We start from the raw sequence: 24,988 nt of genomic DNA on the forward strand, positions 1-24,988 counted from the left end.
ATTTCGGGCGGCTTAGACAGGGGAATAAGCGAAATTTCGGAGGAAAATGCCTCAATGGAGCGCATTTGAACTTACGAGGGAATGGCGAACAAGGACATGCGTACATCCCGGTCTAAATTGATTTTCCGGAATTCACCAGAGTCACTTTAACTTTAACATGGATATTCAAGTTCGAATATACCGTACTCCGGTTCATAGTGTTCCATCTCTCATAGGTTGAATGATTGCGTATAACCTTTCCGATTCCGATAGGATCGGTTTGATTTTTTTGCAATTTGGCAATGAGCTTCTCGGAATTGCTTACTAAATAGAGTTCAATTTGTTTTTCCAATTGCTTTTGATATTTTTCTTTGCTGATATCCATTGTTCCTGTGTATTCGAGCACGCTTGCTTTCAAATTTAGAATGATGTCGACTTTCATATTGCTCGTGTCTATTTGTTTATCATTCGCCGAACGAATGCTGCTTAATGCAAGCTGTTCAGTCTGACCTGTCTTCGTATCATTCAAACTAATGATCAGTCTGCCATTCTTGATGTCTCCCATCAAATAATTAAGGACTTGCATTTCACTCGAGGTTAGAAGGGTAACATATTGGTCACCTTTAAAAACGCCTAATCCCTTTAATCCAATCGTCTCACCTTCGTATGAGAATACGGGCAGAACCGGATCAATGCCGTCGTCGTAATAATCTCTCAGAAAACGATATTGATTCGTAACTAATACCTCTTCTCGTTTGCCTGCTCGATCCAGGAACTTGGACAGAAACTCTGCGTTATCTTCAATAGAGGGAAAGCTTTTCTCAAGAAGTTTCCCCGCGCTCCCCTCTACGATGGCGAACTTAATGCGAGTTCCGAATTCTGGATCCCTTTTCAAGGATCGGACAACATTGAGAAGTCCCTTCCGCGATAATTTCTCCCCGAAGAGAATCGTTCCTTGCCCTCCAACGATCTTTAGGTTGGTTAAATTTTGAACTTTAAGGAAAGTGTCATGAATGGATTTGCCGCTGGCAGTCAGGGTCATCGTATCAAACTGCCCCCCTTTCGTAACCGTAGGAAAAAGGACGGTGGTTGTGATCGGATTTTCATTGCCTTCCGTCAAATCATACGCACCCGCTTCAAGGATAGCTAATTTCTCAATCACACTGCTTTCTTGGCAGCCAGTCAAGGTAAAGAGGCAGCTTGCGATGCTTAATGCGATGATTCTATTTGGCATAATCTGTCTCCCTCCGCATTTGACCTTGCAGCATTTGAATGAATAGAACGCACATCACGAGAATAGGCAATGCCCACGCAATGATAATGGCACAATTGCCCAGCCAATTTAACCACTTCTCCACATGTGCCACCGTATCAGGAATGAGCGCGAGCACAAATCCGGCAGCAAGGATGGTGATGATCCATATCTGATGCTTCACTTTTGGGGCAATATTCTGAAGTGTTTGCTGAGCTCCCCAGTAATAGATAACCGTTGTCGCCAAGACCTTAAAGGCGAACACACAGAAGCAAAGATTCTCCGCCCTTGAGAGGAAAGGAACTTCGGTATACTCAAACAAAGTCATAATGGGGTATAGATCGTTCAGGATTTGATCGAAGCTGAAGAAGCCAAAGCACATAAATGTAACGATTAAATAAACAAACAATGAGAAGAAATTTCCTATAAAAAGCGATTTCGTCCACTTCTTCTCGACCATTGGGAAGAATAGCATGGAAACTTCAATCCCTAAATAAAGGGAATAAACGTGCAGCGATCCCTTGAAGTAATCCGTCCCGCCTTTGAAATAAAAAGGCGTGAACCGGGCAAATTCAAAGTCCGGAATGAGATAAAGAAGCAATACAAGCATCGGCATTACGAAACAGATGAGAACGACAAATGACTTGGCGATATGTCGAAGTCCTCCAGCTAAGAGTTGAAAACTCAGAAGCGTAAAGAAGATGACAAAATAGGTAGCAGGCAATGCGGGATAGAAGAAAATCTTCATAATGAAGATATATTCCCTCATAATCATGCTTGCCAGTCCAATCCAAACACCTATGATAAACAAATAAAGAGGTAACATAACCCATTTGGGTATGGTAGCCTCAATGATTTCGAAGATGGATCGTCCTTTACCCAGCTTATAAATGAAGGCAATCATAAGAAGATTGATATTCACGAGTATGAATATGAAGATAATGCTTAACCAGCCATTCGTCCCGAAATACTGAGCAGCTGTTCGCGGCAACGTATACAAGGCAAGGCCATTTTGGATGCTATAGAGTAGGATAGACAGTGGAAGCGCGTGGATTCGTTCCTTCATCATGTTCATTTCCCTTCATTTATTTCGATTAAAAGGCTTGATGATGATGGTATTCATCCAACTCTTGAAGAAGGTCGGAGAAATCGCCTTGATGTAAGGAGAGGAGAAATTGGTCAACCCCATCAAGTGGACGACCACGATCCCTAAAGTGAAGAAAATGCCGATATTGCCCAAAAATCCTGCCATGATAATGAACAGAAATCGAACGAGCCGTATAGAAGCACTCATCCCATAGCTTGGCACGATGAAGGAAGCAATTGCCGACACGGCTACAACAATAATCAAGATATTGCTGGTGATCCCCGCCTCAACAGCCGCCTGACCAATTACAATACCTCCGACTATGCCGATCGTTTGGCCGATTTTCGTTGGCAGTCTCGCACCAGCCTCCCTTAGCAGCTCAATGACGATTTCCAGAAACAGCGCTTCAATAAATGGTGGAAAAGGAACCCTGCTCCTGGACTGCATAAGGCTCTGCAGCAGGGATTGCGGAATCATCTCATAATGAAATGTACATATAGAGACATAGAAAGCAGTAAGGATGAGTGTGACAAATAAAGCTAAGTATCGGAGGAACTTGACTGCTGCTCCGATTGTCCAGCGCTGATAAAAGTCATCTGGCGATTCAAAGAAATCGAAGAAGCTGGAAGGCGTGCAAATAATATTCGGACTCTCGTCGACTAGTCCAATAATCTTCCCGCCATACAGCTTGGACACAGCAATATCTGGCCTTTCGGTGGTATAAAATTGAGGAAACGGCGAGTTCTGATGATCATCTAGCTTCTGAATCAAAAAGTTGGAGTCCGTTATGGAATCTACTTTTAACGCTTGAATCCGATTCTTCAACTGGTTCACAATGTCCATTCTTGCGATACCCTCAATATAGATGATCAACACTTTCGTTCTGGAGATTTCCCCAACGGATAACGAAATCATCTTTAAGCGAGGGCTTCTGATTCTTCTTCGAATTAAGGATACATTCGTATTTAATACCTCATTGAAGGAATCATGCGGGCCGTTTATTACAGTCTCTCTTTCGGATTGTGAGATGGCACGCTCTTCGAATCCTGGTACATTGATTAGATAGGCATGCTCCAGCGTGAACAGGGTCACATTACCGTCTACTATCCCTTGTATGACTTCCTCTTGCCCATTCACACGTTTATAGAAAGACTGCTCAGCAGACTGTTCGAAATGATCGAACGACATTTCTCTTAATGGCGAGAGTATCTCCCACTCTAACGAGTGAGAATCCACTAATGAGTTCAAATAAACAATGCGAATTTTATCCTGATGAAAGGAACGATGGATGAGATCATAACTATCCTTGAATTCCGCTAGTGTCTCTTCATAATTTGCTACTGTCATTGTCGTTGTCCTTCTGAACTTTGTCATTCAAGTACCCAATTATTATGGGGTTCATACTTAGCAAATATGCATAAGAAAACAGCCGGTCCCAAGGACCGGCTGCTCTCGTCTTGTCTTATGCAAGCTTAAAGAACGGTGCGTTGCTCATATAGATCTCTTCAATCTTCTCATAAAGCTTACCATTTCGTTCCGTGCGTTCCTGCAGCTCCAGCCATTCCGGATCGTCCAGAAATGCCTGAAAGTTCTTCTCGCGCGCGGCTGCGTCCTTATGCTCGAACACATAATAGAACTGATTCTTCGACTCATCCACATTCAGCCAGAAGTTCGTCACTTTCAGATGATGCTTCTCGAACAGCGTCAGTGTATGGTCGCGGAAACGATCCAGCAGATCCTGCATCCGGCCAGGGACAACGTGATAAATTCGAAGTTCATATAGCATAGCGACTTCCTCCTCTATTCAATTCTTACCACTGCCCAGCGTTTTGTCCGCCATCAACATGAAGGATTTCACCTGTAACGAACGGCGCTGAGTCCAGATAAAGAATGGCATCGACGATATCTTGCGTTTCGCCCATTCTGCCCATAGGATGCAGCTTCGCAAGGAAATCATGCGTCTCCGGAGCATGCATTGGTGTTTTAATAACGCCTGGAGCGACCGCATTGACGCGAACGCCTCGGTCAGCAAATTCAATTGCCAGTGACTTCGTCAAGGCGCTCACGCCACCTTTCGTTAAGGCAGCAAGCGTCGCCGGCACGGATTTGATCGGCTGATCGCCAGCACCGCTCGCGGTTAGATTGACGATGTGACCGGAACCTGCTTTCAGCATTTCTTTGGCAGCCAGCTGCGTCAGATAGAACAACCCGACAACATTCGTGTAGAGCGCAGATGTGAACTCTTCCTCTGTAATTTCAGCAAACGGCTTAGCAATGAATATACCTGCACTGTTGATTAGCGTATCAATACGGCCAAAGCGCGCTAGTGCTTCCTTAATCAGCTGATCAGCAACACGCTGATCCGAGATATCTCCGGCAACATAAGCTACATGTTGGCCAGTGGCATCCATTTGTTGCGCAGCTTCCCGAAGCGCTTGTTCGCGGCGGCCATTAAGGACAACATTCGCTCCTTGCTTAACCAGCTCGATTGCGACAGCTTTACCAATACCGCTGCTTCCACCTGTAACGACGACGACTTTATTTTCAAATTTCATTGTATGATTCTCCTTTGTTTTGTTTTTATCTATTAGTAGGTAGGTCAGTTGGTTAAAAAAATTACGCAACAATGGCCGGTTGTACGGAACGAATATGCTTAAGGTAAGCTTCAGTGCTTTGTGCAAGCCGTTCATCTGTTAGATTAGACACATCACTTAGCGCAAAGTGCGGCAAGTATTCGCCACCGATGAATTGCGTTGTCGCTTCGATCGGGCGCAGAATCTCTGCTAACGTGAATCGGTTAGAACCTGACGACTGATACGAAGCTTCTGAGCCATAAGTTGAAATGGCAGCACCGAATTGTTTGCCAGCTGTCGCCGTACCATCGGGACCGAAAGCCCAGCCATATTGAAGCACGTTATCAAACCATTTCTTCAGCAGCATCGGCGAGCTGTACCAATAGAGCGGATATTGGAAAATAACCCGGTCATGCGCTTCAACCAACTCCTGCTCCTTGGCAACATCGATGTTCTCATCCGGGTAGGCCTTATACAGCTCATGTACCGTAATATCGCTATGCTTGCGAAGCTCTTCTAGCCAAGTGGAATTAACACGGGATGCCTCAATGTTTGGGTGTGTTACGATTACTAGTGTTTTCATGGTTGTTTGCTCCATTCGTATGTTTTATTTGTTGGTAAAAAAGTTGACGTCTTGCATAAAGAAACTCTCCTGCTTCAGTACGAGCGGACCATCTTGTTCGGATATCCATCTAATTTCAAGCCATTCCGGATCACTCCGGAATCGCTCATAGTTCTCGTTGCGCAGCTCCAGACTATCATGCTCCACAATATAATAAAGGCGATTCTTCTCTTCATCGAGATCAGCCCAGAAGTGAGTAATGTTCATTCCGTGCTTCGTGAACAAGGCAATCACATGATTATCGAACCGTTCCTGAATAGCTTTCATTTTGCCAGGATGCACGTCATAAACACGCAGTTCGTATATCATTGTCTCACCTCCTTTCAAAGTTAATATAACTCAATTAATCTGTTTTGTCTATCTACTAAAAGGTAGACATTCTTCGGAAAAAATATCCGCCCGTTAAGCCTTTAAAGCGGATATTAAACCTTTCGCAATCATCTCGAAGCGCTCTGGATCGCGGAAACCGCGAGATAGCAATTGGCCGCCTTGCAGTGAAGCAAGAAACTGATGAGCCTGCGCCTTCACTTCTCCTTCGAAATGCAGCTGACCTGCCCTCCGGCCTTCTTCGAGAACACGCTCGAGATAACTCAAGTTGGCGTTGAAGAAATTAGCCAAGCCTTCCCTAACCTTATCTGATAAGGTCGCAAGGTCTGAAGAAAGCATGACGCTCAGACAAGCATTGTTATCCTGTACGGGTCCGCTAAAGATGCGGGTAAACCCGTAGAGCCGCTCCAAGTTGTCCGTCGTGCCGGCGTCGATTTGGGCGCTTGCAGCATGAAATCCCTTGAGATATCGAGCAATTAGAGCTTCTCCCAAATCCTCCTTATTCGGGAAGTAATAATGGATGCTCGCGGTACGAATACCGACCTTCTCAGCGATATGCGCGTAGCTGAATCCGTTAAATCCGAATTCCTGAACCATGGCTTGAGCCGTATCTAAGATCTGCTCGGCCGTGTTTTTTGTTTTCGTCATGTTGTTATTCTACCTTTTAGTAGATAGTAAGTCAACTCGTATAAAGCATTTCCTTTCAGACAATACTTGGAGATATTTCCGTGCAGCAAGGAGAACTCATGAAAATATCAGCCGTTGAGAAGATTTCGGGAACGCAGCTCGGTTTAATTCTGTACACGTTCGTCGTCTCCACCATTAACTTGACCGTGCCTGGCCAAATGGTCATGTTCGCCAAACAAGATGCATGGTTGTCTGTGTTTCCTGCCGCTATTACCGGAGTGATTAGCATTTGGGTGATGACGACACTCGCGCGTCGTTATCCAGGACTAACGATTATCGAATACGGCTCAAAGATTCTCGGCAAATGGTTCGGTTTCATTTTAGGACTGAATTTTATTTACTATTGGTTCGTCTCCATCTCTACCATTACCTTGCAGCACACGGCATTCATCAAAACCCTGCTGCTGCCCGAGAGCCCAACGCTCGTGGGCAGTCTTTCGCTTCTTCTTCTTTGCGCCTTCGCAGCAATTGCCGGCATCGAAGTCATCGGAAGATGCAATCAGTTTCTAACGCCGCTTCTTATGGTGTTCGTGCTGCCCATGTTCATCCTCGCCATCAAAGACGCGAATCCGGCTTATCTCAAGCCCGTTCTCGGAGATGGAATAACTCCTGTTCTCTATGGCGCGTTTATGCCTGCAGGAGCATTCATGAATCAATTGTTTATCTTAGGTTGGCTGCTTCCCTACTTAAATAATCCGAAACGCGATCGCCAGGTTTCCTATTTCGCGCTAACGGGCACTACCGTTATTATCTTCGTTATCGTTTCGCTCTCGATAATGGTGCTTGGACCGCTTACCGGCAAATTAACGTATTCGTTCTTGAGCGTGATTCAATACATCGGCATTGAAGGATCGATCGAACGGTTGGAGGCGATCGCGGTCTCGATTTGGGTAATGGGTACTTTTGTCAAAACGTCCGTTTCGTTATTTATTCTTTGCCTCTGTATTAGCCAACTCTTCGGCATCCAGAGTCATCGCGATATCGTGTTTCCCGTCACGCTGTTGTCCGTCCTTGGCTCGATATGGATCTTCAGGAACGCGTCAGAGCTGCTCAATTATCTAGTGTTCACGTTCCCGCTCTTGGCGTTCCTTAATCAGACGTTCTTGCCACTAATGCTATTACTAATTGACACGGTTCAAAGAACGATCCGGAAGAAAACAACCAGCTCAGCGGCCTAACAGCTTCATACCGATGGGCTCGAACAGCAGCTGGAATGGGACAATAAAGCTTGGCAGCTCCACCTTCGCAATGCACAAAGACCCGAGAACCGCAGCAAGAACCAATAAGCCGCCATATAGGGCGGCTTCTTTATTTTTCTTCTTTATCACGAATGAGCGAATACTCAATATTGACCAAACAGCGAGCATCAAGATGTATCCGATAAGCTGAGCAATCATTTGATAATCTCCTTCTCTTGAAGCTGCAGCGGTGGTCCTGCCATGCCAACGCCTTCTATGGTCAGCTTAACGGTTATGACCACTTCAGTCTCCTGAAACTTATCGTCCCATTGGCTCTGCAGTCGTTTCCACTCCTTCGGGTGATTCCGATATATCTCTTGACCAATTCCCAGGCTATCTACATGATATTGCTTCTGCAGCTTCTCAAACACTTGGCGAATTTGCGCTTGAATGGACTTCTCGAATACCTTCTCAACAAGCGCGCGATTCTTCGGTCTGCTTATATCGATACGGGAGTTATTCTCAACGAGACTGCCTTTCCCCTCGACTTGAATGATCACTTTGGTTTTGTCTCCGTTCACATACGTTTTCATCCTTCGATTCGTATGGCTCAGCAGCAAGCCTACATTACCTTGGCCATTAGGCAGATCTACATTTGGACGGCCAGATTTCATCCGACCCGTTGCCCATAGAAAACCGCTCGTTTCATTACCATCAAGGAATCCTACGAGCTTGGAGTCCTTGAATATCGCGGAACCGGCTTGCTTGAACAGCTTGTGGCCGTCTTCGCCCTCTTGTGAATCCGATTCGGTTTCCGTCTTGATAACACCCATAACGGGGCTAATGCCTTGGCTTGATGCAGCGATGAAGTAATCCCGCAAAGTGACGGACAGCTCGGTTCGCAGCCCTTCCAGTTCCTTAATGGACTCGATTGGCACTTGCTCGAACGGATATCTCGTCTCTAGGATTTTCTTCCCTTCTTCCCCTTTCACGACCATGATATAAGTCTTCAACCGCTGCCTCGGATCATGCGCGAATACATCGAGCACATCGTTAATGCCATGCCTGCCTAATGACTCGCCGATAAAGATAACGCTGCGATGGGCCGTAAATAACCGGCGCGAGCTCTTCTTCTGAATGATCTCGAACGCTTCGTTTGCATTCCTGCCAGCGGCGGATAAGACAAAAAACTTGTCCCCTCCTTGCATGCCGCCACCGCCTCCTGCCCCACCGCTTGGAATCGCAATTTGCAGGGATAGGATGTATTGCCCGTCCTTCGTTAAATCGAAAGCCGCACCGGAAGCGAATGCTAAGTCGTTAATCTCCGTGCGATCCCAGCATCCGCCCAAGAGCACCATGCTTCCGAGCAGCCATATATATCGGATACGTTTCATAACGCTGTTCCTTTCTAATCGCCCTGAGACGGTTTTCCTCGTGCTGGACTTGGCTTCTGTCCTGATGGCTCTCGGACTGCTTCATTGACTCCCGAAAACTCAGGCCGAAGTGTTCGTGACCATATTGGTGAGCGGATCAGAATATCCTTCAAGCTAGCTGATGAAACCGGGGTGAAGTACGGCACGCCAAATGACCGCAGCATGGACACATGCAGCAGAATGCCAATAAAGCCAAGCACAATGCCATATAGCCCAAGTGTCCCTGCTAAGAAAAGCATTGGAAATCGCAATAATCGGATTCCATTCGCGAAGCTATACCTTGGAATAGTGAACGCTGCGATACCCGTAATGGACACGATGATGACAACTGGCGCGGAGATGATTCCCGCTTGGACGGCCGCCTGCCCGATTACGAGAGCGCCCACGATACTAACGGCTTGGCCGATCTGTTTCGGCAATCGGATTCCTGCCTCGCGCAAGGCTTCGAATATGATCTCCATCAGCAGCGCTTCCAGTAATGCCGGGAACGGAACGGCTTCTCTGGCGGAGGCAATGCTTATCACAAGATTCGTCGGGATCATTTCCTGATGGAAGGTCGTGATCGCCACATATAGAGGCGGAGCGAATATGGCGATGAAGACAAATAGAAACCGAATCCAGCGAACGAAGGTAGCAATGGGCCAGCGGATATAATAATCCTCGCTTGCTTGAAGTCCGGCCCAGAGCGTCATTGGAGCAATAAGCGCGAACGGAGTCGTATCAACGAGGATAACGACTCTTCCCTCGAGCAGCTCGGATGCGGCAACATCCGGTCTCTCCGTACTATGTAAGGAGGGAAATGGTGAATAAGGGGAATCTTCGATGAACTCTTCCAAATAACCGGAATCGAGAATCCCGTCAACTTGAATCCGCTTCACCCGTTTCCGTACTTCTTCGAGCAGAGGCTCCCCTGCGAGCCCTTCGATATAGACAATAACGATCTGAGTTTGGGTCAGCTCTCCTAACGTGACGGCTTCCGTCTTGAGTCGCGAGGTCTTCAATCGGCTGCGCAATAACCCCAGATTCGTAGCAATATTCTCGATAAACCCATCGCGTGGACCGCGAATAACCGGCTCGGATGAAGGCTCTTCAAGGCTGCGCTGCTTCGTTTCGCTTGCTTTGACCATCATCGCTTGATGCTCGGCTTGCGCAAATACGATGGCATAGCCGCTTAGCAGCTTGCGGACGATAACCTTCATGCTTGCCGTCACTTCAATCGAACCGGCTGTAAGGATTTCACTCGCACATTCCTCAATTGACAACCGCTTGTCCGAGGACAGGGTAATCACAGGTTTTAGGATATGATCGTCAATGAGCTGCTCATCGACAAGACTGGATATGTAGATGACCATCCATTCTTGCTTCTCATCCTCGCCGCGGCGCACTTTACGAAAGATGATATCCGAACAATTGTCGAATACCTCGCGCAATACGTGCTCATCCTCCTCCAAGCTCGGCGATACCGTGACGCTTTCATCGAGCTCAGATGCAGCCATCTCCGCAATAACGGGATGTCTCGATTGCTTGCGCTGCCATTTTCTCAACCTTGTCATGTCAACCTCCGTACCTCAGCACATAAGCTGTAACGTCATTTTCCCCTGGCGAAAAAGAACTTATTCTGCGCAAAACAACAAAGAAGCCCGCGGAATCCGCGGGCTTCCCTTATCATCCATCCGTTGCTGCCACAAGCATTAAGCAGCTCGAACGGCAGTAAACTTACGGTATAACCATGCACTTACAATGGATAACAGTGCAACAACAGTCAATCCCCAAATAATATTATCAAATGCGCGTACTTGCGGAAGCGACTTCTGCCATACGAGTGCGCTGCCCGATAATGCGACACCGAACGCGCCGCTGAAGAACTGCAGCAGCTGGAAGAGTCCCATACCTGAACCGATTCGCTCCTTCGGAAGCAAGCGTGAAAGCTCATTCGATACAGCGCTGCTGATGGAAGTGAAGCTCACACTGATCAGAATGTAGACGACGGCAACTAGAATGTAGGAATATGTCGCGGTCAACGCCATCAGTATGATCGATCCAAGCAGCACGAACGGCGCGATACGAATCAGACCCTTGTTGCCAAAACGGTCGATAATTCGGCCAACTCGGTTCGATACGACCATCGCCAGTATCGCACCTGGGAACAACACGAGACCAGAATCGCCCGGAGTCAACTTGTAAACATGCGACAACAGTTGTGGCGCGATGAACAGGAACGAGAAGCTAACCATATATGCGCCAATTACGATACCCACTAACGCCAGGTACTTCTTGTCTCCGAATAATGCCGGCAATACGAACGGATTAGCTGTGGTGCGAATCCGAATGGTGAATAGAATAAGGGCAATGATTCCGATAATTAATGCGATTAAACTCTTCGAAGTGAGGAATAACAGCAAGCTGGTTGTTCCCGTACCGATCAGGATCGCTCCAATGAAGTCAAACGAACCGCGAGCTGGCTTCTCTTCCGGCAGCATGAAATAATACAGCGGAATCAGCAGCAGGTTAAGACCAGTAATGCCGAAGAGGAAATGCCAGCCCAAATATTGGACTACGAATCCACCGACAACAGGACCAAGTCCGAGACCTAATGCAATGGAAGACAGTACGCCGGACATGGCGAGGCCCCTGCGGGATACCGGAATGTAACGAGTCAACAGGACCATGCCCAGAGACGGAATCGCGCCTGCGCCTGCCGCTTGAATGAGCCTTGCGCCGAGCAATACGCCGAAGTTGTTGCTGAATATGCCTATGATGGAACCGAGGCTTATGGAAAGAAGCGCTGCGATAAACAACTTGCGAATCGGAATGAAATCAGACAGCCTGCTGTACGTAATCGATGCGATTGCGAACAGGATGGAATAGCCTGTGACGATCCATGACGTCGTCGAAGGACTTAGCGCGAATTGTGCGGCTACATTAGGAAGCGCCAAGTTGAACATCATCGTATTCATAATGACTAGCACTACGGTGATGCCTAGAATAAGTTTTATTGATTTTTCATTTTTCATGCCAGCTGTTGTCTCTATTGTTGTGCTGGTATTTAATGCATTTATTGCTTTACTTGGTTTACCTCTTGAAATGGTTGTACTCATGTTCCCAATCCCTCCACTCCCAATTTGAGAACGATCGTTCTAGAATTTGCATAAAAATTATCGCTTCTCTAAAACCGCCATCGTCATATCCACAATATGGTTTAGTTTCTCTCTATCTTCCGTTGTTTTCACCATGACCCTGAGTCCAGTCAGCGCATTAATAAAGTAAGATGCCAGCCATTCTGCATTCCATTTCGCATCGATATCTCCCGACTGCTGTCCTGCTTCAATGAGCTGCCGGATGAACTGCTCCGAACGATTCAATCGTTGATTGACCATATCTCTGCATTCATCGTCGTGCAAAGAAAGCTCCACCGCAGTATTAACGAACAAGCAGCCCATCGGAGTGCCGTCTTCCTTCTGTCTCACTGTTCGCTCGAACATGGCGCGTATGGCTTCAATTGGAGATTGCTCCGGTTTAATGACATAACGATGAGCAATCATCTGATCGTAACGCTGCAATGCTTTCATATACAGAGAATGCTTGTCGCCAAACGTGTCGTATAAACTACGCTTGTGAACGCCCATATGCTCAACGAGATCCGACATGGAAGTCTTCTCGTAGCCTTGCTTCCAGAATAGCTGCACCGCTTTAAGCAGCACGGTATCTTCGTCGAATTCTTTCGCTCTGGCCATCGTCATGCCCCCCTTTCGAAACTGATCTTAACATATTGAGAACGATCGGTAAAGAATAATTATTGCCAGCTTGTCAGAGGGAAAATATCTCATAACGAAAGGAAAATAAGGACATAATGAAAGAGATGCAGACGGCCAGAGCAATAAACACGCTATTACACAAGGAGAATGCCTGTGTTCACCCTGAACGCTGTGAAAGATCACTTTTCTTCAAATCCCGACTACGTGTATCAGCGGATTCATATTGGAGGCGAAGCGATCTCCGTTACAGGTTTGAAGTCATTAATAAACTTCCCTCAATCGCTTCATTTACTCCGGGAACCGCTGCTCGCGCAGGAAACCTTCACCACCGAGCAATTCATCGAGCTCGGTCAGCCATTGCCCGATCATGCGGACGTGGAAACCGTTATAAGCGAGATATTGGATGGCATGCTGATCGCGGTTCAGGACGCTACGGGAATATGCATTCGTGTCATCCCTGTCCCTCATCCGCTCAGCCGACAGATCTCAACTCCACTGACGGAGAATAATGTTCGCGGTTCGAGCTCAGCTTTCATTGAGGACATCGACTGCAATATCGGACTGCTGCGCAAACATCTGCATACAAGCAATCTCATGATCGATCATTATTCTTGCGGAAGCATCACGAAGAACAGGGTCATGCTCTGCTATCTTAAGCAGACATGCGATCCCGCACTCCTGCGCACGATAACGGATACGTTGCAGTCCCATCTTGATGCGGAGGTTACCAATCTAAGAGAACTGTCGAAGCTATTCAAGTTCTCAAACCTCTCGCTTGTCTCCAGATACTTGGCAACCGAGCTTCCGCAAATGGCGGCACGGGCCATGAAAGACGGCAAAGTCGTCATCTTTGTCGAGCGGCTTCCATTCGCTATTATTCTGCCGAGTTTAATCTCTGACCTGTTCATGACGGAGGATGATATGAACCATCCCCCTGTATTTTCTGTGCTGCTTCGCTTACTGCGTGTTATCGGAGCATTAATGACATTAATTGCACCTGGATTATACGTAGCTATTGTCTCCGTTAATCCGGATGTACTCCGTTACGAGCTCGCACATACGATTGCAATCAGCCGACTGGATGTTCCGTATCCTGCTATTATTGAAGCTCTTCTACTGCTGCTCATCCTTGAATTGATTATGGAGGCGATTATTCGACTTCCCTCCAGCATTGGTCCAACCGTCACGATGGTAGGCGGTATCGTGCTGGGCGAAGCCGTAGTAGAAGCGAAGCTCGTAAGCAGCTTGCTCATTATTGTTCTTGCTGCCGTTACCATCTCGAATGCGACAGTCGTTGGTTACCAGAACTCCCATTCCATTCGATTATTTAAATATTTGCTGTTGTTTCTGTCCGCTATGTTCGGTGTGACCGGCTTGCTGTCAGGGATCGTCATCATCTGCGCCTACTTGTCCAGCGTCATCACGCTCGGAGTCCCCTATTTGCAGCTGAAGCAGCCTAAAGGTGAATAATATGTCGAAACAACTCAACGTGTCGGTCGCTTACGTCATCACCCATATAGGATTAATTTTCTTCATGTTTCCTACCTATATTATTGAAAGCACGAGACAATCGCATTGGATGCCGATTCTTACAGCCTTTCTCTTTCATCTGATCATCGTTAATGTTTATTTGAAAGGTCTCAGCTACTTCGAAGGCAAGAAGAATATCGTGATGATCTTGAAGGGAAGCCATAAATTAATCGCTTGGATCACTCTGATTCCTGTACTTCTCTATTTACTTGGCGTGATCATCTTGATGGTGCGGGCTAATGCGGAGATTGTATCTATCATATGTCTAGCCAATACACCGCTATGGATGCTCATGCTGCTGCTGCTGCTCATTCCGGGATATATGGTTATCAGCGGCGGCGTAAATAGTCTCCTGCGATTAGGGATCTTATTGACCTTCTTATTTGCTATACCGACTCTGCTTGTGCTCACAGCATCGTTCCAGAATATCGACTGGCGTTATGTGCTTCCCTTAATTCCTAGTGCGGAAGCTGCCAATTATCTCGCCCAGCCTTCGTTCTATAAGAGCCTATTCGCTTTTACAGGTGTATTCTTACTTCTCGGATTCTTCCCAACATTTGCAACAGTGAAGATGAAGTCCATATTTATCAGCAGCTTGGTGCTCTTGCCGCTCTATCTCATTGCGGTCTACGTCCCGATTCTAACACTTGGCGAAGAGACGGCCTTGCAGCTTCAATATCCCTATATATTCACGGTTGATACCCTCGAGATCGACTGGTTGATGTTTGACCGTGTGACCGTATTCTTGCTCATGAGTCTCATCGCATTCAGCTTCCTTCTCATCGCTTACACCATCTGGCAGATAAGTTATACGCTTCACACCAGTGTGATGAAAATAAAGCCGATCTACATCGTGTCCATTGTGCTAGTTATCGTGTACATCGTCTGCATAATCATTCCGGATTGGAAGATCGTAGACCACTTCTTCCAATGGAATACGGTCCTGCGCATCTATGTATCGATCGTTACCCCTACGATCATCTTCGTGCTTGGACGGATCCATCACAAGCAAATGAAACGTGAGCTGAAATCATCATGAAGCTGAAGTTCTGCGCGGCAGCCATGCTCCTGCTTATGCTCAGTGGCTGTTGGGATAACAAAGACATCAACCACCGAGCTTTGCCAATCGCCATGGGTATTGCTTATAAGGATGGGAACTATACCGTCTACCTGGATATTCCGAAAGTGAGCAGTCAAGAAAAAGGCATTCAGGTCTACTCGGATACCGGCAAGTCTATCAATGAGGTGATTGATCGAATCAGCATGAATCTGGAGAGTCAGGTTGATCTGCTTCATCTGAAAGTGATTATTGCCGATAAAACCTTCGCTCGGCATGGTCTGGAAGACGGAATTGCGAGCATCATTCGATCACGTTATATCGCACCGAAGACAGTGTTTGTAATTTGTGACGAGCCTCTTGGACGTTTCTTCGATCATATCAATGCCCAGTCCAATGATGGCAAATCGATCTATGACTTCTTCCAGAAGGATGCTGGCTGGAGTCCCCAAATTGCATATACCCATGTCTGGAAAATATTCCGCAGCATCCACTCCTACACCAATGACGTTGTTCTCCCGGTTATTAAATCCGGCGATACGACCGTTCTTGAAAGCACGGGCGCTGCCATTATGAAGAACGGCGCCATGGTTGGGCGATTAAAGAACGAGCAGACGTTGCTCTATAATGTATTTAATGGCGACAACATGATGGGGAAAATCGAGGTGATGGGACATTGCACCGTTCAAATCGTCAGCAGCCGCATCCATAATCGAGGCAAGTTCAAGGACGGCAAACCTGTCTTGAAGAGCACCTTGTACTTAAAAGTTATTCTTATCGACACCAAGGGCAATCCCTCGACGGAGCTGATTAAATCAGAGCTGCAAGCGCTTGTGAAAACGCGGTTTGATCAGATCTTCAAGAAAGTTCGGGAAGATAAAGCTGATATTTTTGGACTTGGCCAACATTTCCGCGATGATCTCCCAAGACCGGAGCTAGCGAAATGGCGGACGAAATATCTGCCTCAGCTGCAGATTGAGCTTAACGTGAAGACAATCGTCCGCAATACCGGTGATTTGAAATCTCCATAAGACAGCAGGAAACCCTGGTCCTTCGACCAGGGTTTATTATACTTATAGACAAGCTACCATGTGTTATCTTTAGTCTCTACGGGTACAAGCAGTGTAATGAACCACCAAATTGAAATCCCCATGCAGATCCAGAGCAGCGTATGCGTATCGATAAGCGCGTACAACAACCAGCTGAATCCCATAATTACGAACCAGACCCACGAGCTAAAGAGCAGAAACCAGACAATCCCTTCCGCTAACAGCTCGATCAGAAACTCAACGAAAGCTTCCAGCATTGAACCTGCCTCCCGCTTCCTCATCTCCGCGCCGCTTAGACGCTACATTCTCTAATATGCGAGTAAGCGGATTTTCGTGACAAGTTAATTCGCGAGTAGCTGCAAGCAAGCATCAATTGAATAAGCCGTGATTCTCGATTGTCACATGGACATGGGGGTGAATTTCGATCTTCGGATATTCTTCTTCCCAATTCAACGTTTTCCACGTCTTGTTGTGTAACGCCTTCAATCGCAGCCCGATGCCGAATCCGTCGCAGTTCGCTTGCTGCAGCTGTTTGATCATGGTTTGGGCACGATTGTTTAGAAGTTTCTCCAACTCCTTCTGCATGCTCCGCACGACCGCGCCCGTCACTTTAGCTCCGGAAGGGTTGTCTTGGAGCGCGCATCTTAATGTAACATCGATGTCTGCGCTGATGCCGTTATCCCTGCTTATCTTCATTCGTTGAGACGAAGTGACAAAATTAAAACTCGAATAAGATTGATCCGGACCGATTGGTTCAGTGAGCGAACCTTCAGATTTCTTGGGAAATAACATAACAAACATTCTTGAGAGATCGACGTTAAGCTTTCCCGTCATTTTCTTGCCATGCATCAAAGCGATCCCATCGATTCGAACTCGATTGCTACCCGATTTCGGACTCATATACGGAAGCATATTGTCGATGCCAGGGGTGAACAGAGTCGAGGTGAACAGAAACGGAGATTTCCTAGGTATTATGCCTTCCTGCTCCCCACTCACGACTAGATCGAATAAATACTCGCTAATTAACGATCGATCCTCAATATCAAGCTGAACGATGCGAGCGGCTGATTCTTTGACGATGATCAAAGCGACATCAATCGGATAAGCAGCTTCACGGTTAAAGAAGTCAATGGCTTCATACAGATCATTACTCGCGAATTTCTCGTTAATCAGGAGCACTCTGATTTCTCGCATATCCATATGCTGAGAGATGACCCTCTGCAGCTCAAAGATCGCCTCCTGCACTGAATGTCCCACGCCGCTTACTCGAGGTGTAACGACATGTCCCTGAGCTTCTAATGAAGTCTTTACTGTTGGTATGGAAACTGTCAACTTTACACGGTTGTTATCGAGTCGGTCAATGCCCGCAGTATGAACTGTTCGAATATTTTTCAGCTGTCGTTGATCCCAGCATCCGCTTATTAAAGGCAATAACAAAAACAGTAGCATAGCGGCGCGTTTCTTCACTTTGCTCGTCCTCCTGATCTGGAAACCCCTCCAGTGAGTGTAAATATGAGCAGCATGCAACAGATCAGCATGAAGGATACAGCTCCTCCATATTGACTGATCATGCCCAGCAGCCAATCCAATTGCGCTGAGGTGATTTTCCACAGACAGGCGATATACAAGAGAACGCAGCATACGATAGCCAGCTTCGGCGGAACCTCTTCTTGTCGCTTTAATAATGCGGAAACGGACGAAATGAACAGGAGCAAATAAGAATATAACGAGGTGATAATAAATAAATTCCATACCGAAATTAACAACAAATCGATTCTCTCGATGATGTCGAGCGAGATCGCCTTCATTTGATACAATAGCGGTTCCCTGATCATGGAGATGGTTTCTTTACCAAACAAGGCTGTCGAGGAGAATACGATAAACGCATAGAACAGCGTCGTTGTGCCATTGGCGTATAACGCAATGCGCAGTGCTTTCTTCGCTTCTGCAGCCGGATAATAGCGAAGCTTGAGCAAGAGAACTTCGACGCCCATTAACGCTAACACGATAATGATCGAACCGTTCCATATGCTTCCCGGTCCAGCTTCAAATACCGGCAGCAGGTAGTATGGATTCCAAAACTTCAGCAGGTAAGCAGAGCACGCGATGAATAACGTGATAAAGAATGTCGAGAAAACGGCAAATCTCGCATACGCCACAGTCGATTGCATGATCAAATAGAGCGTTATCGAAAGCATCAGCAGGAGCAAGAACCAGTCCGGCGTCTTCGGATAGGCCCATAGAGTCGTGGTGTAAAGCCAATTTGTCAAGATCACGTATGCGATTATGGCGTAGAAGGCTGACAGCAAGACCAGATAGATGCGGCCCCAGCTTCCAATACGGCTCACAAGCGATTGAAAGGCATTGGTCTCCCCCGACCCGCTTGCCAGCTTCCATATGAAGTATACGAATATGCAATTCATCGCTCCACCGACTAAACAGGACACCCATGCCCCAGTACCGGATTTCTCGTTTAATGCGTTCGCAATGGAGATGATTGCAGAGCCGAATTGCGCTTGAATGACGATGCAGAACAACTGAAACGATCCGATTCTTTGCCCTTTCCCGCTCATTTCGCTCTACTCCTTATCGGCATGCAGTATGGAACTCCGAACGTTTCAAGCGCGAAGAAATGAATTAGCAATAGGATCGATATAAGCGTTATTCCGTAAAATCCCAATATCCAAGCGCCAAAGACGAGCATAAGTTGGACGACTAAAGTAAAGTTGCGCATCTGATAAGTTGGAATCAAGAAGGATCCAATCATCGATAATGCGACGATAACAATGTATATATTGGAGACGAAGCCGATCTTGACGAGTGATTCGCTAACGATGATCCCGCCGGCAACGCCCACCATCTGTGCAATATGAGAAGGCAAACGGATCGTAGCTTCCGCGATGAGCTGAAAAATGACAATCATCATCACAGCTTCCACGATCGGAGAATAAGGTACGTTCTCGAGCGAGCTCTTGACGCTAATTGCCATCTGCGAAGGAAGGACTTCATAATGGAAACTCGTGGTCGCGATGTATAAGCTGCAGATATACAGACTGAGTATGATGCCGATTGCCCTTAAGGTCTGTAATAAGATGGCGGACATTGGACCTAACAGCACGGAATCGATTGACCTCAGAAAGGTATAAAATGAAGTAGGAACGATAAGACAGGTCGAGCTCTGATCGCAAAGTACGGCGACTCGCCCCTGCATAACAAGGCTCGTCGCCATATCGATACGTTCTGTGCCATACACTTGCGGGAATATGGAATACTTCGCGGTTTTCAGCTTTCTTTCCAATCGGCCCGGATGGACTTCCAGCTCCGTATTCACTTCCTTCACGCGGCGAATGGTTTCGGCAACGATCGCTTCATCCGCAACTCCCTCTTTCCAAACGACGGCGACCCGATGCAGCGACTCTCGTCCAAGCGAATGATAATGCACCTTCACACGGCCTGATGAAGCCCGTTTGCGAATGAGGTTCAAATTCACATTGAGTTGCTCGACAAAACCAGCCCTCTCGCCAACGAGGGAGCGTTCATTATCCGGCTCTTGTATGGATCGTACATTCGCTTGGTCAACATTCACAGAATACCAAACATCGTCAGCGCCATTGTGTCCGATCAACGCTTTTCCGCTTAATAAAGCTTGAACAGCCTGCTCCGCGTTGCGGCATACGCCTACATCGGCAGCCGTCGGCAAGTATCTCAATTCCATCTTCTCATAATCAGCGGATAAGGATTGAAACCACTGCTTGAATAAGCTGATTTCAATCTTCGATGGATCGCTGAGTGTTTCAATATATAGCAAGAGTACCGGCAAGCCGCTCATCTCGAATTCCCTGACAATGAGATCCTCTGTATGGTGCAGTTGGCTTTGGATGGTGTTTAGTTTCGCAGGCATCGATAATCGAATCCTTTGTGTGAGATACCAGTTATAATTTCCACCTTAAGGAAAATTATGACTACAGCTGCAATACCGTAATCTGCCCGCCTTCGATCACTTCGCCATTACATACATTTTCTTCTATAAAAATAATAGACTTATACTGAATTTTTTAATAGACTATTATATAGCGGTGCCATTAAAACCAAACACAAATAAGCAGCTACTGTCCCGGAACTCCAAGACGATAGCTGCTTTTTTTAATGGCTATGAATTAACACCTGACGTATTTACGCTTAAATCCGATTCTGCCTCGGTCAAGTTCTTTCTGGATGTTCGGGGCGGCATGAATCTGCTTCTTCGGCCCCTTGCCGTTATTCACTTCAACCGGACCTACCGCAGCAGCCGTCGCTACCGCTTTATCATGGAGTGGCACATAGGAAATAGCGACCGTGTAAATAAAGTGATTCATCGCGTATTTCGCTCGTTCCGGTGCATCATAGATCGTCTGTGCGATTTGATCGAGCATCGCGGCAAGCTTGCTCTCGTCAAACTCACTGTCCTTCCGGTTCCCCAGCAGCCAGCAATAACAGTTCCACCCTGCCGACATTTTCAGCTCGTCACCGCTTGCAATCCATTGATCGGCCACTTCTTGCGCAATGTCCGTCTCAGACAGAGTAACGGCAACTACATAATCTGACAGCATATAGAAGTAAGCTTTCGCGATCCATCGCTCGAAATCCGCAGCAGTCATCGCTTTCGGATCGGCAATGACCCCGGCAAAATACATCGCATCATAGTTGCCTGTATCATAAAGCTGATCAGCAAGCTGCTGATCCTTCTTAATCTTCTTGGCAATCGGCTTCATTTCACCCGTAGCTACGCCAAATACCGGTTCTGTCGCACCATTGGACATATACATCTTCTTCAATCTTTCCTTGCCTAGTGCTTCAAGCTCCTGCAACACCGTTGCTGCTTGCATCAATGGACTCATCCTCTCCCCTTGGTATTCCGATCGGCTTTCACATGCTTGAGCTGTGCAACAATGATAACACTGATGATGACCAGCAGGAACCATGAGCTGATCTTGCTGAAATGAACCACATGCCATTCATGATGCTGGTTCGGATATCTCCAGGCGCCAAGGAATGTCGCGATATTCTCCGCCAGCCAAATAAAGAAACCGACGATGAAGAATGCAGCGGTAAGCGGCATTCGATACGTCTTGGATCGAACATGATAGATGATCCACGTTCGCCAGAAAACAATCACGACAAGCCCTGTCAACCACCAACGGAGGTCAGCGATATAATGATTGGTGAAAAAGTTCAGATAGATGCTTCCGCCAACAAGTCCCGCGGGTATCAGCCCCGGCCAGCCAGTCATGTCCATCCTTAGTCTACGCCAGATCTGGCACATAAAGCTAGCTACGCTTGCATACATAAAGCCGCTGTACAACGGGACATGGAACAGCTTCGTAATCGCCGGCTCAGGGTACGACCACGACCCGATACTAACTTTATAGATTTCCAGCAGCAAGCCAATGACGTGAAACACACAGATTACCTTAATCTCATCTATGGTCTCAAGTCCACTGAAGTACATCAGAGCCTGCACGCCAATTAAGATTAGAAGAATGGCATCGTACCTCTGGATGAAGGGCACATCGATCATGCTTGAAATCGCCAGCGTACCGAAGATCGCTACTGGAAATATACAGCTCATTGCCTGATGATAGCCGAAGATCAGCAGCTGTAGTATAGGCACCATCGACCGCTTCACGTTCAATCCGTCACCTCCCATTATCGTCCTTCCTTTTCCTTAGAATACAAGAAAAAACAGAACAATAAAGAGAAATTTGGTTCGCGAAGATTTCGTATTTACAAGCATTTTGCCGCATCATAGGCCTACTAAGCCTATTCATCCTTACGATAACACTCCTGCTTTAGTCGTACACGCGCCTACAACCCTACTCACTGTCCTAGCCTAATTCTACCGTGCCCATCCATGCCAAGAGCCCCGTGATCGGGATATAAAAATTCGAGATGCCTATTGTGAACACGGTTATGCCTAGTGCCAATCACCTGATTATGGCAATAAACCTTTTCCTCCGTTCGTTTTCATGTAATATGGTCTATACCGATTCTGCCCATGAAAGGAAGATTCAACGTTGAAACCGAATTCGACAAACCCTAAATATGGTCCTAGAGCAATGCGAGCCCGAAAGCGGCGGATCGCTTCGATTCTGCAAGTCTCTGTAGGACTGCTGCTCATGTGTGTTGTGCTATATAGTATCTTTGCCACACAATCTCATTTCGCAGATAAGCCGCTCGCCTCGAAACCAAGCGGTCAACCAGCAGCAGACGATGCGACCAACAGCAATACGAAGAACGTAAAGCCGATAGACACTCGAGTCGATTCGACGACAACGACAACGTCAGCGCCGAACAACTCAGCTCAGGTGAAAGACGGTCAAGGGAAATCCAACTCGACGAGCGGGACTAACCCATCAACAACTTCAACGGCTACTGCTTCATCCGCATCGAAGCCGACGACAACCGTGAAAGACGCAAGACCCGTTAGCACTGCTTCAGCTTCGGCATCAACCTCTTCCGAATATCCGAAGAAGTATGTGATTCAGAAGGGCGATACACTATCGAAGATTGCGATGAAGTTCTATCATTCCAAGAAGCAAGTCAACCTTATTGCGAAAGCAAACGATATCCTGTTTATCAACGATATGGTTGAAGGAGAGACAATTACGATCCCTTCTCCGTCCGGTGGCGCTGGCTCATCGAATGGAGATCAACGTGATTTGGATTATTCGAAAGTCACTCTTCCTGCAACCTATCTCGTGCAATCAGGCGACACTCTATACCACATTTCGAAGCAATTTTACCGTACGGATGATTACGTGGATATGATTGCAAAGCATAACAAGCTGGATGCGAATGTAGGCTTGAAGGCGGGGACGTCACTGCTCATTCCAGCACTTCCTAAGCACAAGGTGAAAGTTGGCGAGACATTATCGAGCATCTCCAGACTTTATTATGGCGACAGCAAATATGCGAACGCACTTGCTAGCTACAATTTGTTGGAAGATCACGATATTGTTAAGATCGGCGACGAGCTCCTACTGCCTCAGCTTGATACGCAATAGAACCTATCAAAAAAAACCGCCCACATCCTGGGCGGTTTTCTAATTTGATGGCCATTCTTCTCTTTTGCTTACTCCCTGCTTGCTCTTATCGCTTGTTCAAGATCAAAGATGATATCATCGATAGCCTCAGTACCAACCGACAAGCGGATGAGACCCGGCGTAACGCCAGTCGCTTGCTGCTCTTCACCTGAGAGCTGCTGATGCGTCGTGCTGGCAGGATGAATAATAAGAGACTTGGAATCGCCTACGTTAGCCAAGTGCGAGAAAAGTTTAACGGAATTAATAACTTTCTTGCCTGCTTCTACGCCACCTTTAATCTCGAACGTAAGGATCGCGCCTTGTCCTTTCGGCAAGTACTTCTTCGCGAGCTCATACGATGGATGGCTCTCAAGTCCAGCGTAGCTGACCCACTCAACAGCTTCGTGCTGCTCCAGATATTCCGCCACCTTCTGCGCGTTCGAGGAATGGCGTTCCATCCGTAGATGAAGCGTCTCCAGCCCTTGCAGCAGCAAGAAGGAGTTGAATGGCGAGAGCGCAGCGCCCATATCGCGCAGCAGCTGAACGCGTGCTTTAATGATATAAGCAATCGGACCAACAGCTTGCGTGAAGACGACGCCGTGGTAGCTCGGATCCGGTGTTGTCAGTCCAGGGAACTTGCCGCTTGCCGCCCAGTCGAACTTGCCGCTGTCAACAATGACACCCCCGATAGACGTGCCATGTCCGCCGATAAACTTGGTAGCGGAGTGAACGACAATATCTGCGCCGTGTTCGATCGGTTTCAGCAAATAAGGGCTTGGGAACGTATTATCGACGATCAGCGGAATACCATTCTCATGTGCAATGCCGGAGACAGCCTGAATATCAAGCACATCGCCCTTCGGATTGCCGATGGTTTCGGCGAAGATCGCTTTTGTCTTATCCGTAATCGCCGCACGGAAATTCTCCGGGTTGCTTGGGTCGACGAAGCGCACCGTAATGCCTAGTTTCTTCAGCGTATACGAGAATAGATTATAAGTACCGCCATAGAGGCTTGTTGCAGATACAATCTCATCGCCTGCTTCGGCAATATTCAAGATCGAATATGTAATTGCTGCTTGTCCAGACGCGACGCCAAGTGCGCCAGCACCGCCTTCAAGCGCATTGATTCGCTGCTCGAATACGTCGGTCGTCGGATTCATGATGCGGGTGTAAATATTGCCGAACTCTTTCAAACCGAATAAGTTCGCTGCATGCTCTGTGTCTCTGAAGCCATATGATGTCGTTTGATAGATAGGAACTGCACGTGCGTAAGTCGAAGCATCCAGCTGCTGGCCGCCATGCACGGCAAGTGTCTCTTCAAGAAAACGTCTTTCCTCTGAAAATTGATTCGCCATTGACGTTCATCCTCCAAAGTTCAAGTTATGTCATACCCTTCCA

The 24,988-nt window shown here is 47.1% G+C and carries 25 protein-coding genes; 5 read left to right on the forward strand and 20 right to left on the reverse strand.

Annotation, left to right across the window (positions count from 1 at the left end):
* Window positions 1-112 precede the first annotated feature (112 nt).
* From AC0YNX_RS07480 to AC0YNX_RS07515, 8 genes are all read right to left on the reverse strand, one after another.
* On the reverse strand, window positions 113-1,213 hold the full coding sequence (locus AC0YNX_RS07480) for a Ger(x)C family spore germination protein (protein WP_475814994.1): 1,101 nt from the start codon (window positions 1,211-1,213) through the stop codon (window positions 113-115).
* Entirely contained in the window at window positions 1,203-2,300 is a 1,098-nt protein-coding gene (locus AC0YNX_RS07485) for a GerAB/ArcD/ProY family transporter (protein ID WP_475814995.1), read from the reverse strand. The genes AC0YNX_RS07480 and AC0YNX_RS07485 overlap by 11 nt, the downstream gene beginning before the upstream one ends.
* Before the next feature lie 12 nt (window positions 2,301-2,312).
* The gene (locus AC0YNX_RS07490) at window positions 2,313-3,665 is read right to left on the reverse strand and encodes a spore germination protein (protein ID WP_475814996.1); all 1,353 of its coding nucleotides are present in this window, start codon (window positions 3,663-3,665) and stop codon (window positions 2,313-2,315) included.
* Window positions 3,666-3,780: 115 nt separating this feature from the next.
* Window positions 3,781-4,104, reverse strand: a complete 324-nt coding sequence (locus tag AC0YNX_RS07495) for an NIPSNAP family protein (RefSeq protein ID WP_475814997.1) — start codon at window positions 4,102-4,104, stop codon at window positions 3,781-3,783.
* A 25-nt stretch (window positions 4,105-4,129) separates the two neighbouring features.
* Window positions 4,130-4,873, reverse strand: a complete 744-nt coding sequence (locus tag AC0YNX_RS07500; RefSeq protein WP_475814998.1) for an SDR family NAD(P)-dependent oxidoreductase — start codon at window positions 4,871-4,873, stop codon at window positions 4,130-4,132.
* Between the two features lie 61 nt (window positions 4,874-4,934).
* Window positions 4,935-5,474 (reverse strand): NAD(P)H-dependent oxidoreductase, encoded by a 540-nt coding sequence (locus tag AC0YNX_RS07505; RefSeq protein WP_475814999.1) that lies wholly within the window; start codon window positions 5,472-5,474, stop codon window positions 4,935-4,937.
* A 24-nt stretch (window positions 5,475-5,498) separates the two neighbouring features.
* Window positions 5,499-5,822 carry an NIPSNAP family protein gene (locus AC0YNX_RS07510; protein WP_475815000.1) on the reverse strand — a complete coding sequence of 108 codons (324 nt, stop codon included), beginning with the start codon at window positions 5,820-5,822 and terminating at the stop codon, window positions 5,499-5,501.
* 93 nt (window positions 5,823-5,915) lie between these two features.
* The gene (locus tag AC0YNX_RS07515; protein ID WP_475815001.1) at window positions 5,916-6,488 is read right to left on the reverse strand and encodes a TetR/AcrR family transcriptional regulator; all 573 of its coding nucleotides are present in this window, start codon (window positions 6,486-6,488) and stop codon (window positions 5,916-5,918) included.
* A gap of 80 nt (window positions 6,489-6,568) precedes the next feature.
* Here AC0YNX_RS07515 and AC0YNX_RS07520 point away from each other — a divergent pair, with 80 nt between their 5' ends.
* Window positions 6,569-7,705, forward strand: coding sequence for a GerAB/ArcD/ProY family transporter (locus tag AC0YNX_RS07520; protein WP_475815002.1), 1,137 nt, complete (start codon window positions 6,569-6,571; stop codon window positions 7,703-7,705).
* On the opposite strand, the gene AC0YNX_RS07525 is transcribed toward AC0YNX_RS07520, so the two are convergent.
* From AC0YNX_RS07525 to AC0YNX_RS07545, 5 genes are all read right to left on the reverse strand, one after another.
* Window positions 7,694-7,924, reverse strand: a complete 231-nt coding sequence (locus tag AC0YNX_RS07525; RefSeq protein WP_475815003.1) for a hypothetical protein — start codon at window positions 7,922-7,924, stop codon at window positions 7,694-7,696. The genes AC0YNX_RS07520 and AC0YNX_RS07525 overlap by 12 nt on opposite strands.
* Window positions 7,921-9,099 carry a Ger(x)C family spore germination protein gene (locus AC0YNX_RS07530; protein ID WP_475815004.1) on the reverse strand — a complete coding sequence of 393 codons (1,179 nt, stop codon included), beginning with the start codon at window positions 9,097-9,099 and terminating at the stop codon, window positions 7,921-7,923. Before AC0YNX_RS07530 ends, AC0YNX_RS07525 begins: the two co-directional genes overlap by 4 nt.
* Window positions 9,100-9,113: 14 nt before the next feature.
* Window positions 9,114-10,691, reverse strand: a complete 1,578-nt coding sequence (locus AC0YNX_RS07535; protein WP_475815005.1) for a spore germination protein — start codon at window positions 10,689-10,691, stop codon at window positions 9,114-9,116.
* Window positions 10,692-10,829: 138 nt separating this feature from the next.
* Window positions 10,830-12,236: an MFS transporter gene (locus AC0YNX_RS07540; RefSeq protein WP_475815006.1), complete on the reverse strand. Its 1,407-nt coding sequence runs from the start codon at window positions 12,234-12,236 to the stop codon at window positions 10,830-10,832.
* Between the two features lie 57 nt (window positions 12,237-12,293).
* A complete protein-coding gene (locus tag AC0YNX_RS07545; RefSeq protein WP_475815007.1) occupies window positions 12,294-12,872 on the reverse strand; it encodes a TetR/AcrR family transcriptional regulator in 579 nt (192 codons plus the stop codon).
* A gap of 174 nt (window positions 12,873-13,046) precedes the next feature.
* Between AC0YNX_RS07545 and AC0YNX_RS07550 the strand changes: the two genes are divergently transcribed.
* From AC0YNX_RS07550 to AC0YNX_RS07560, 3 genes are read left to right on the forward strand one after another with little or no spacing between them, the layout of a single operon-like run.
* A complete protein-coding gene (locus AC0YNX_RS07550) occupies window positions 13,047-14,363 on the forward strand; it encodes a spore germination protein (protein WP_475815008.1) in 1,317 nt (438 codons plus the stop codon).
* A 1-nt stretch (window position 14,364) separates the two neighbouring features.
* Window positions 14,365-15,462, forward strand: coding sequence for a GerAB/ArcD/ProY family transporter (locus AC0YNX_RS07555; protein WP_475815009.1), 1,098 nt, complete (start codon window positions 14,365-14,367; stop codon window positions 15,460-15,462).
* The gene (locus AC0YNX_RS07560) at window positions 15,459-16,511 is read left to right on the forward strand and encodes a Ger(x)C family spore germination protein (protein ID WP_475815010.1); all 1,053 of its coding nucleotides are present in this window, start codon (window positions 15,459-15,461) and stop codon (window positions 16,509-16,511) included. Before AC0YNX_RS07555 ends, AC0YNX_RS07560 begins: the two co-directional genes overlap by 4 nt.
* 53 nt (window positions 16,512-16,564) lie before the next feature.
* Here the strand turns inward: AC0YNX_RS07560 and AC0YNX_RS07565 are convergent, their stop codons facing one another.
* The 6 genes from AC0YNX_RS07565 to AC0YNX_RS07590 all read right to left on the reverse strand — a co-directional run bounded on the left by AC0YNX_RS07565 (window position 16,565) and on the right by AC0YNX_RS07590 (window position 22,182).
* Window positions 16,565-16,786, reverse strand: a complete 222-nt coding sequence (locus AC0YNX_RS07565) for a hypothetical protein (protein WP_475815011.1) — start codon at window positions 16,784-16,786, stop codon at window positions 16,565-16,567.
* Between the two features lie 112 nt (window positions 16,787-16,898).
* A complete protein-coding gene (locus AC0YNX_RS07570; protein ID WP_475815012.1) occupies window positions 16,899-17,996 on the reverse strand; it encodes a Ger(x)C family spore germination protein in 1,098 nt (365 codons plus the stop codon).
* Window positions 17,993-19,102 carry a GerAB/ArcD/ProY family transporter gene (locus AC0YNX_RS07575; protein ID WP_475815013.1) on the reverse strand — a complete coding sequence of 370 codons (1,110 nt, stop codon included), beginning with the start codon at window positions 19,100-19,102 and terminating at the stop codon, window positions 17,993-17,995. Before AC0YNX_RS07575 ends, AC0YNX_RS07570 begins: the two co-directional genes overlap by 4 nt.
* Window positions 19,099-20,430 (reverse strand): spore germination protein, encoded by a 1,332-nt coding sequence (locus AC0YNX_RS07580; protein ID WP_475815014.1) that lies wholly within the window; start codon window positions 20,428-20,430, stop codon window positions 19,099-19,101. The genes AC0YNX_RS07575 and AC0YNX_RS07580 overlap by 4 nt, the downstream gene beginning before the upstream one ends.
* A 256-nt stretch (window positions 20,431-20,686) precedes the next feature.
* Window positions 20,687-21,394 (reverse strand): DNA alkylation repair protein, encoded by a 708-nt coding sequence (locus tag AC0YNX_RS07585; RefSeq protein ID WP_475815015.1) that lies wholly within the window; start codon window positions 21,392-21,394, stop codon window positions 20,687-20,689.
* Window positions 21,395-21,402: 8 nt separating this feature from the next.
* The gene (locus AC0YNX_RS07590) at window positions 21,403-22,182 is read right to left on the reverse strand and encodes a DUF817 domain-containing protein (RefSeq protein WP_475815205.1); all 780 of its coding nucleotides are present in this window, start codon (window positions 22,180-22,182) and stop codon (window positions 21,403-21,405) included.
* A gap of 400 nt (window positions 22,183-22,582) precedes the next feature.
* Between AC0YNX_RS07590 and AC0YNX_RS07595 the strand changes: the two genes are divergently transcribed.
* Entirely contained in the window at window positions 22,583-23,572 is a 990-nt protein-coding gene (locus AC0YNX_RS07595; RefSeq protein WP_475815016.1) for a LysM peptidoglycan-binding domain-containing protein, read from the forward strand.
* A 68-nt stretch (window positions 23,573-23,640) separates the two neighbouring features.
* Here the strand turns inward: AC0YNX_RS07595 and AC0YNX_RS07600 are convergent, their stop codons facing one another.
* Window positions 23,641-24,945 carry a homocysteine synthase gene (locus AC0YNX_RS07600; RefSeq protein ID WP_475815017.1) on the reverse strand — a complete coding sequence of 435 codons (1,305 nt, stop codon included), beginning with the start codon at window positions 24,943-24,945 and terminating at the stop codon, window positions 23,641-23,643.
* Between the last annotated feature and the right edge of the window lie 43 nt (window positions 24,946-24,988).

The organism is Paenibacillus sp. J31R98, from assembly GCF_056269245.1.

Coding starts and splice junctions, on each gene's coding strand:
- AC0YNX_RS07480 (WP_475814994.1), bottom strand. CDS start 1,213: ATGCCAAATAGAATCATCGCATTAAGCATCGCAAGCTGCCTCTTTACC.
- AC0YNX_RS07485 (WP_475814995.1), bottom strand. CDS start 2,300: ATGATGAAGGAACGAATCCACGCGCTTCCACTGTCTATCCTACTCTAT.
- AC0YNX_RS07490 (WP_475814996.1), bottom strand. CDS start 3,665: ATGACAGTAGCAAATTATGAAGAGACACTAGCGGAATTCAAGGATAGT.
- AC0YNX_RS07495 (WP_475814997.1), bottom strand. CDS start 4,104: ATGCTATATGAACTTCGAATTTATCACGTTGTCCCTGGCCGGATGCAG.
- AC0YNX_RS07500 (WP_475814998.1), bottom strand. CDS start 4,873: ATGAAATTTGAAAATAAAGTCGTCGTCGTTACAGGTGGAAGCAGCGGT.
- AC0YNX_RS07505 (WP_475814999.1), bottom strand. CDS start 5,474: ATGAAAACACTAGTAATCGTAACACACCCAAACATTGAGGCATCCCGT.
- AC0YNX_RS07510 (WP_475815000.1), bottom strand. CDS start 5,822: ATGATATACGAACTGCGTGTTTATGACGTGCATCCTGGCAAAATGAAA.
- AC0YNX_RS07515 (WP_475815001.1), bottom strand. CDS start 6,488: ATGACGAAAACAAAAAACACGGCCGAGCAGATCTTAGATACGGCTCAA.
- AC0YNX_RS07525 (WP_475815003.1), bottom strand. CDS start 7,924: ATGATTGCTCAGCTTATCGGATACATCTTGATGCTCGCTGTTTGGTCA.
- AC0YNX_RS07530 (WP_475815004.1), bottom strand. CDS start 9,099: ATGAAACGTATCCGATATATATGGCTGCTCGGAAGCATGGTGCTCTTG.
- AC0YNX_RS07535 (WP_475815005.1), bottom strand. CDS start 10,691: ATGACAAGGTTGAGAAAATGGCAGCGCAAGCAATCGAGACATCCCGTT.
- AC0YNX_RS07540 (WP_475815006.1), bottom strand. CDS start 12,236: ATGAGTACAACCATTTCAAGAGGTAAACCAAGTAAAGCAATAAATGCA.
- AC0YNX_RS07545 (WP_475815007.1), bottom strand. CDS start 12,872: ATGGCCAGAGCGAAAGAATTCGACGAAGATACCGTGCTGCTTAAAGCG.
- AC0YNX_RS07555 (WP_475815009.1), top strand. CDS start 14,365: ATGTCGAAACAACTCAACGTGTCGGTCGCTTACGTCATCACCCATATA.
- AC0YNX_RS07560 (WP_475815010.1), top strand. CDS start 15,459: ATGAAGCTGAAGTTCTGCGCGGCAGCCATGCTCCTGCTTATGCTCAGT.
- AC0YNX_RS07565 (WP_475815011.1), bottom strand. CDS start 16,786: ATGCTGGAAGCTTTCGTTGAGTTTCTGATCGAGCTGTTAGCGGAAGGG.
- AC0YNX_RS07575 (WP_475815013.1), bottom strand. CDS start 19,102: ATGAGCGGGAAAGGGCAAAGAATCGGATCGTTTCAGTTGTTCTGCATC.
- AC0YNX_RS07580 (WP_475815014.1), bottom strand. CDS start 20,430: ATGCCTGCGAAACTAAACACCATCCAAAGCCAACTGCACCATACAGAG.
- AC0YNX_RS07585 (WP_475815015.1), bottom strand. CDS start 21,394: ATGCAAGCAGCAACGGTGTTGCAGGAGCTTGAAGCACTAGGCAAGGAA.
- AC0YNX_RS07590 (WP_475815205.1), bottom strand. CDS start 22,182: ATGGTGCCTATACTACAGCTGCTGATCTTCGGCTATCATCAGGCAATG.
- AC0YNX_RS07600 (WP_475815017.1), bottom strand. CDS start 24,945: ATGGCGAATCAATTTTCAGAGGAAAGACGTTTTCTTGAAGAGACACTT.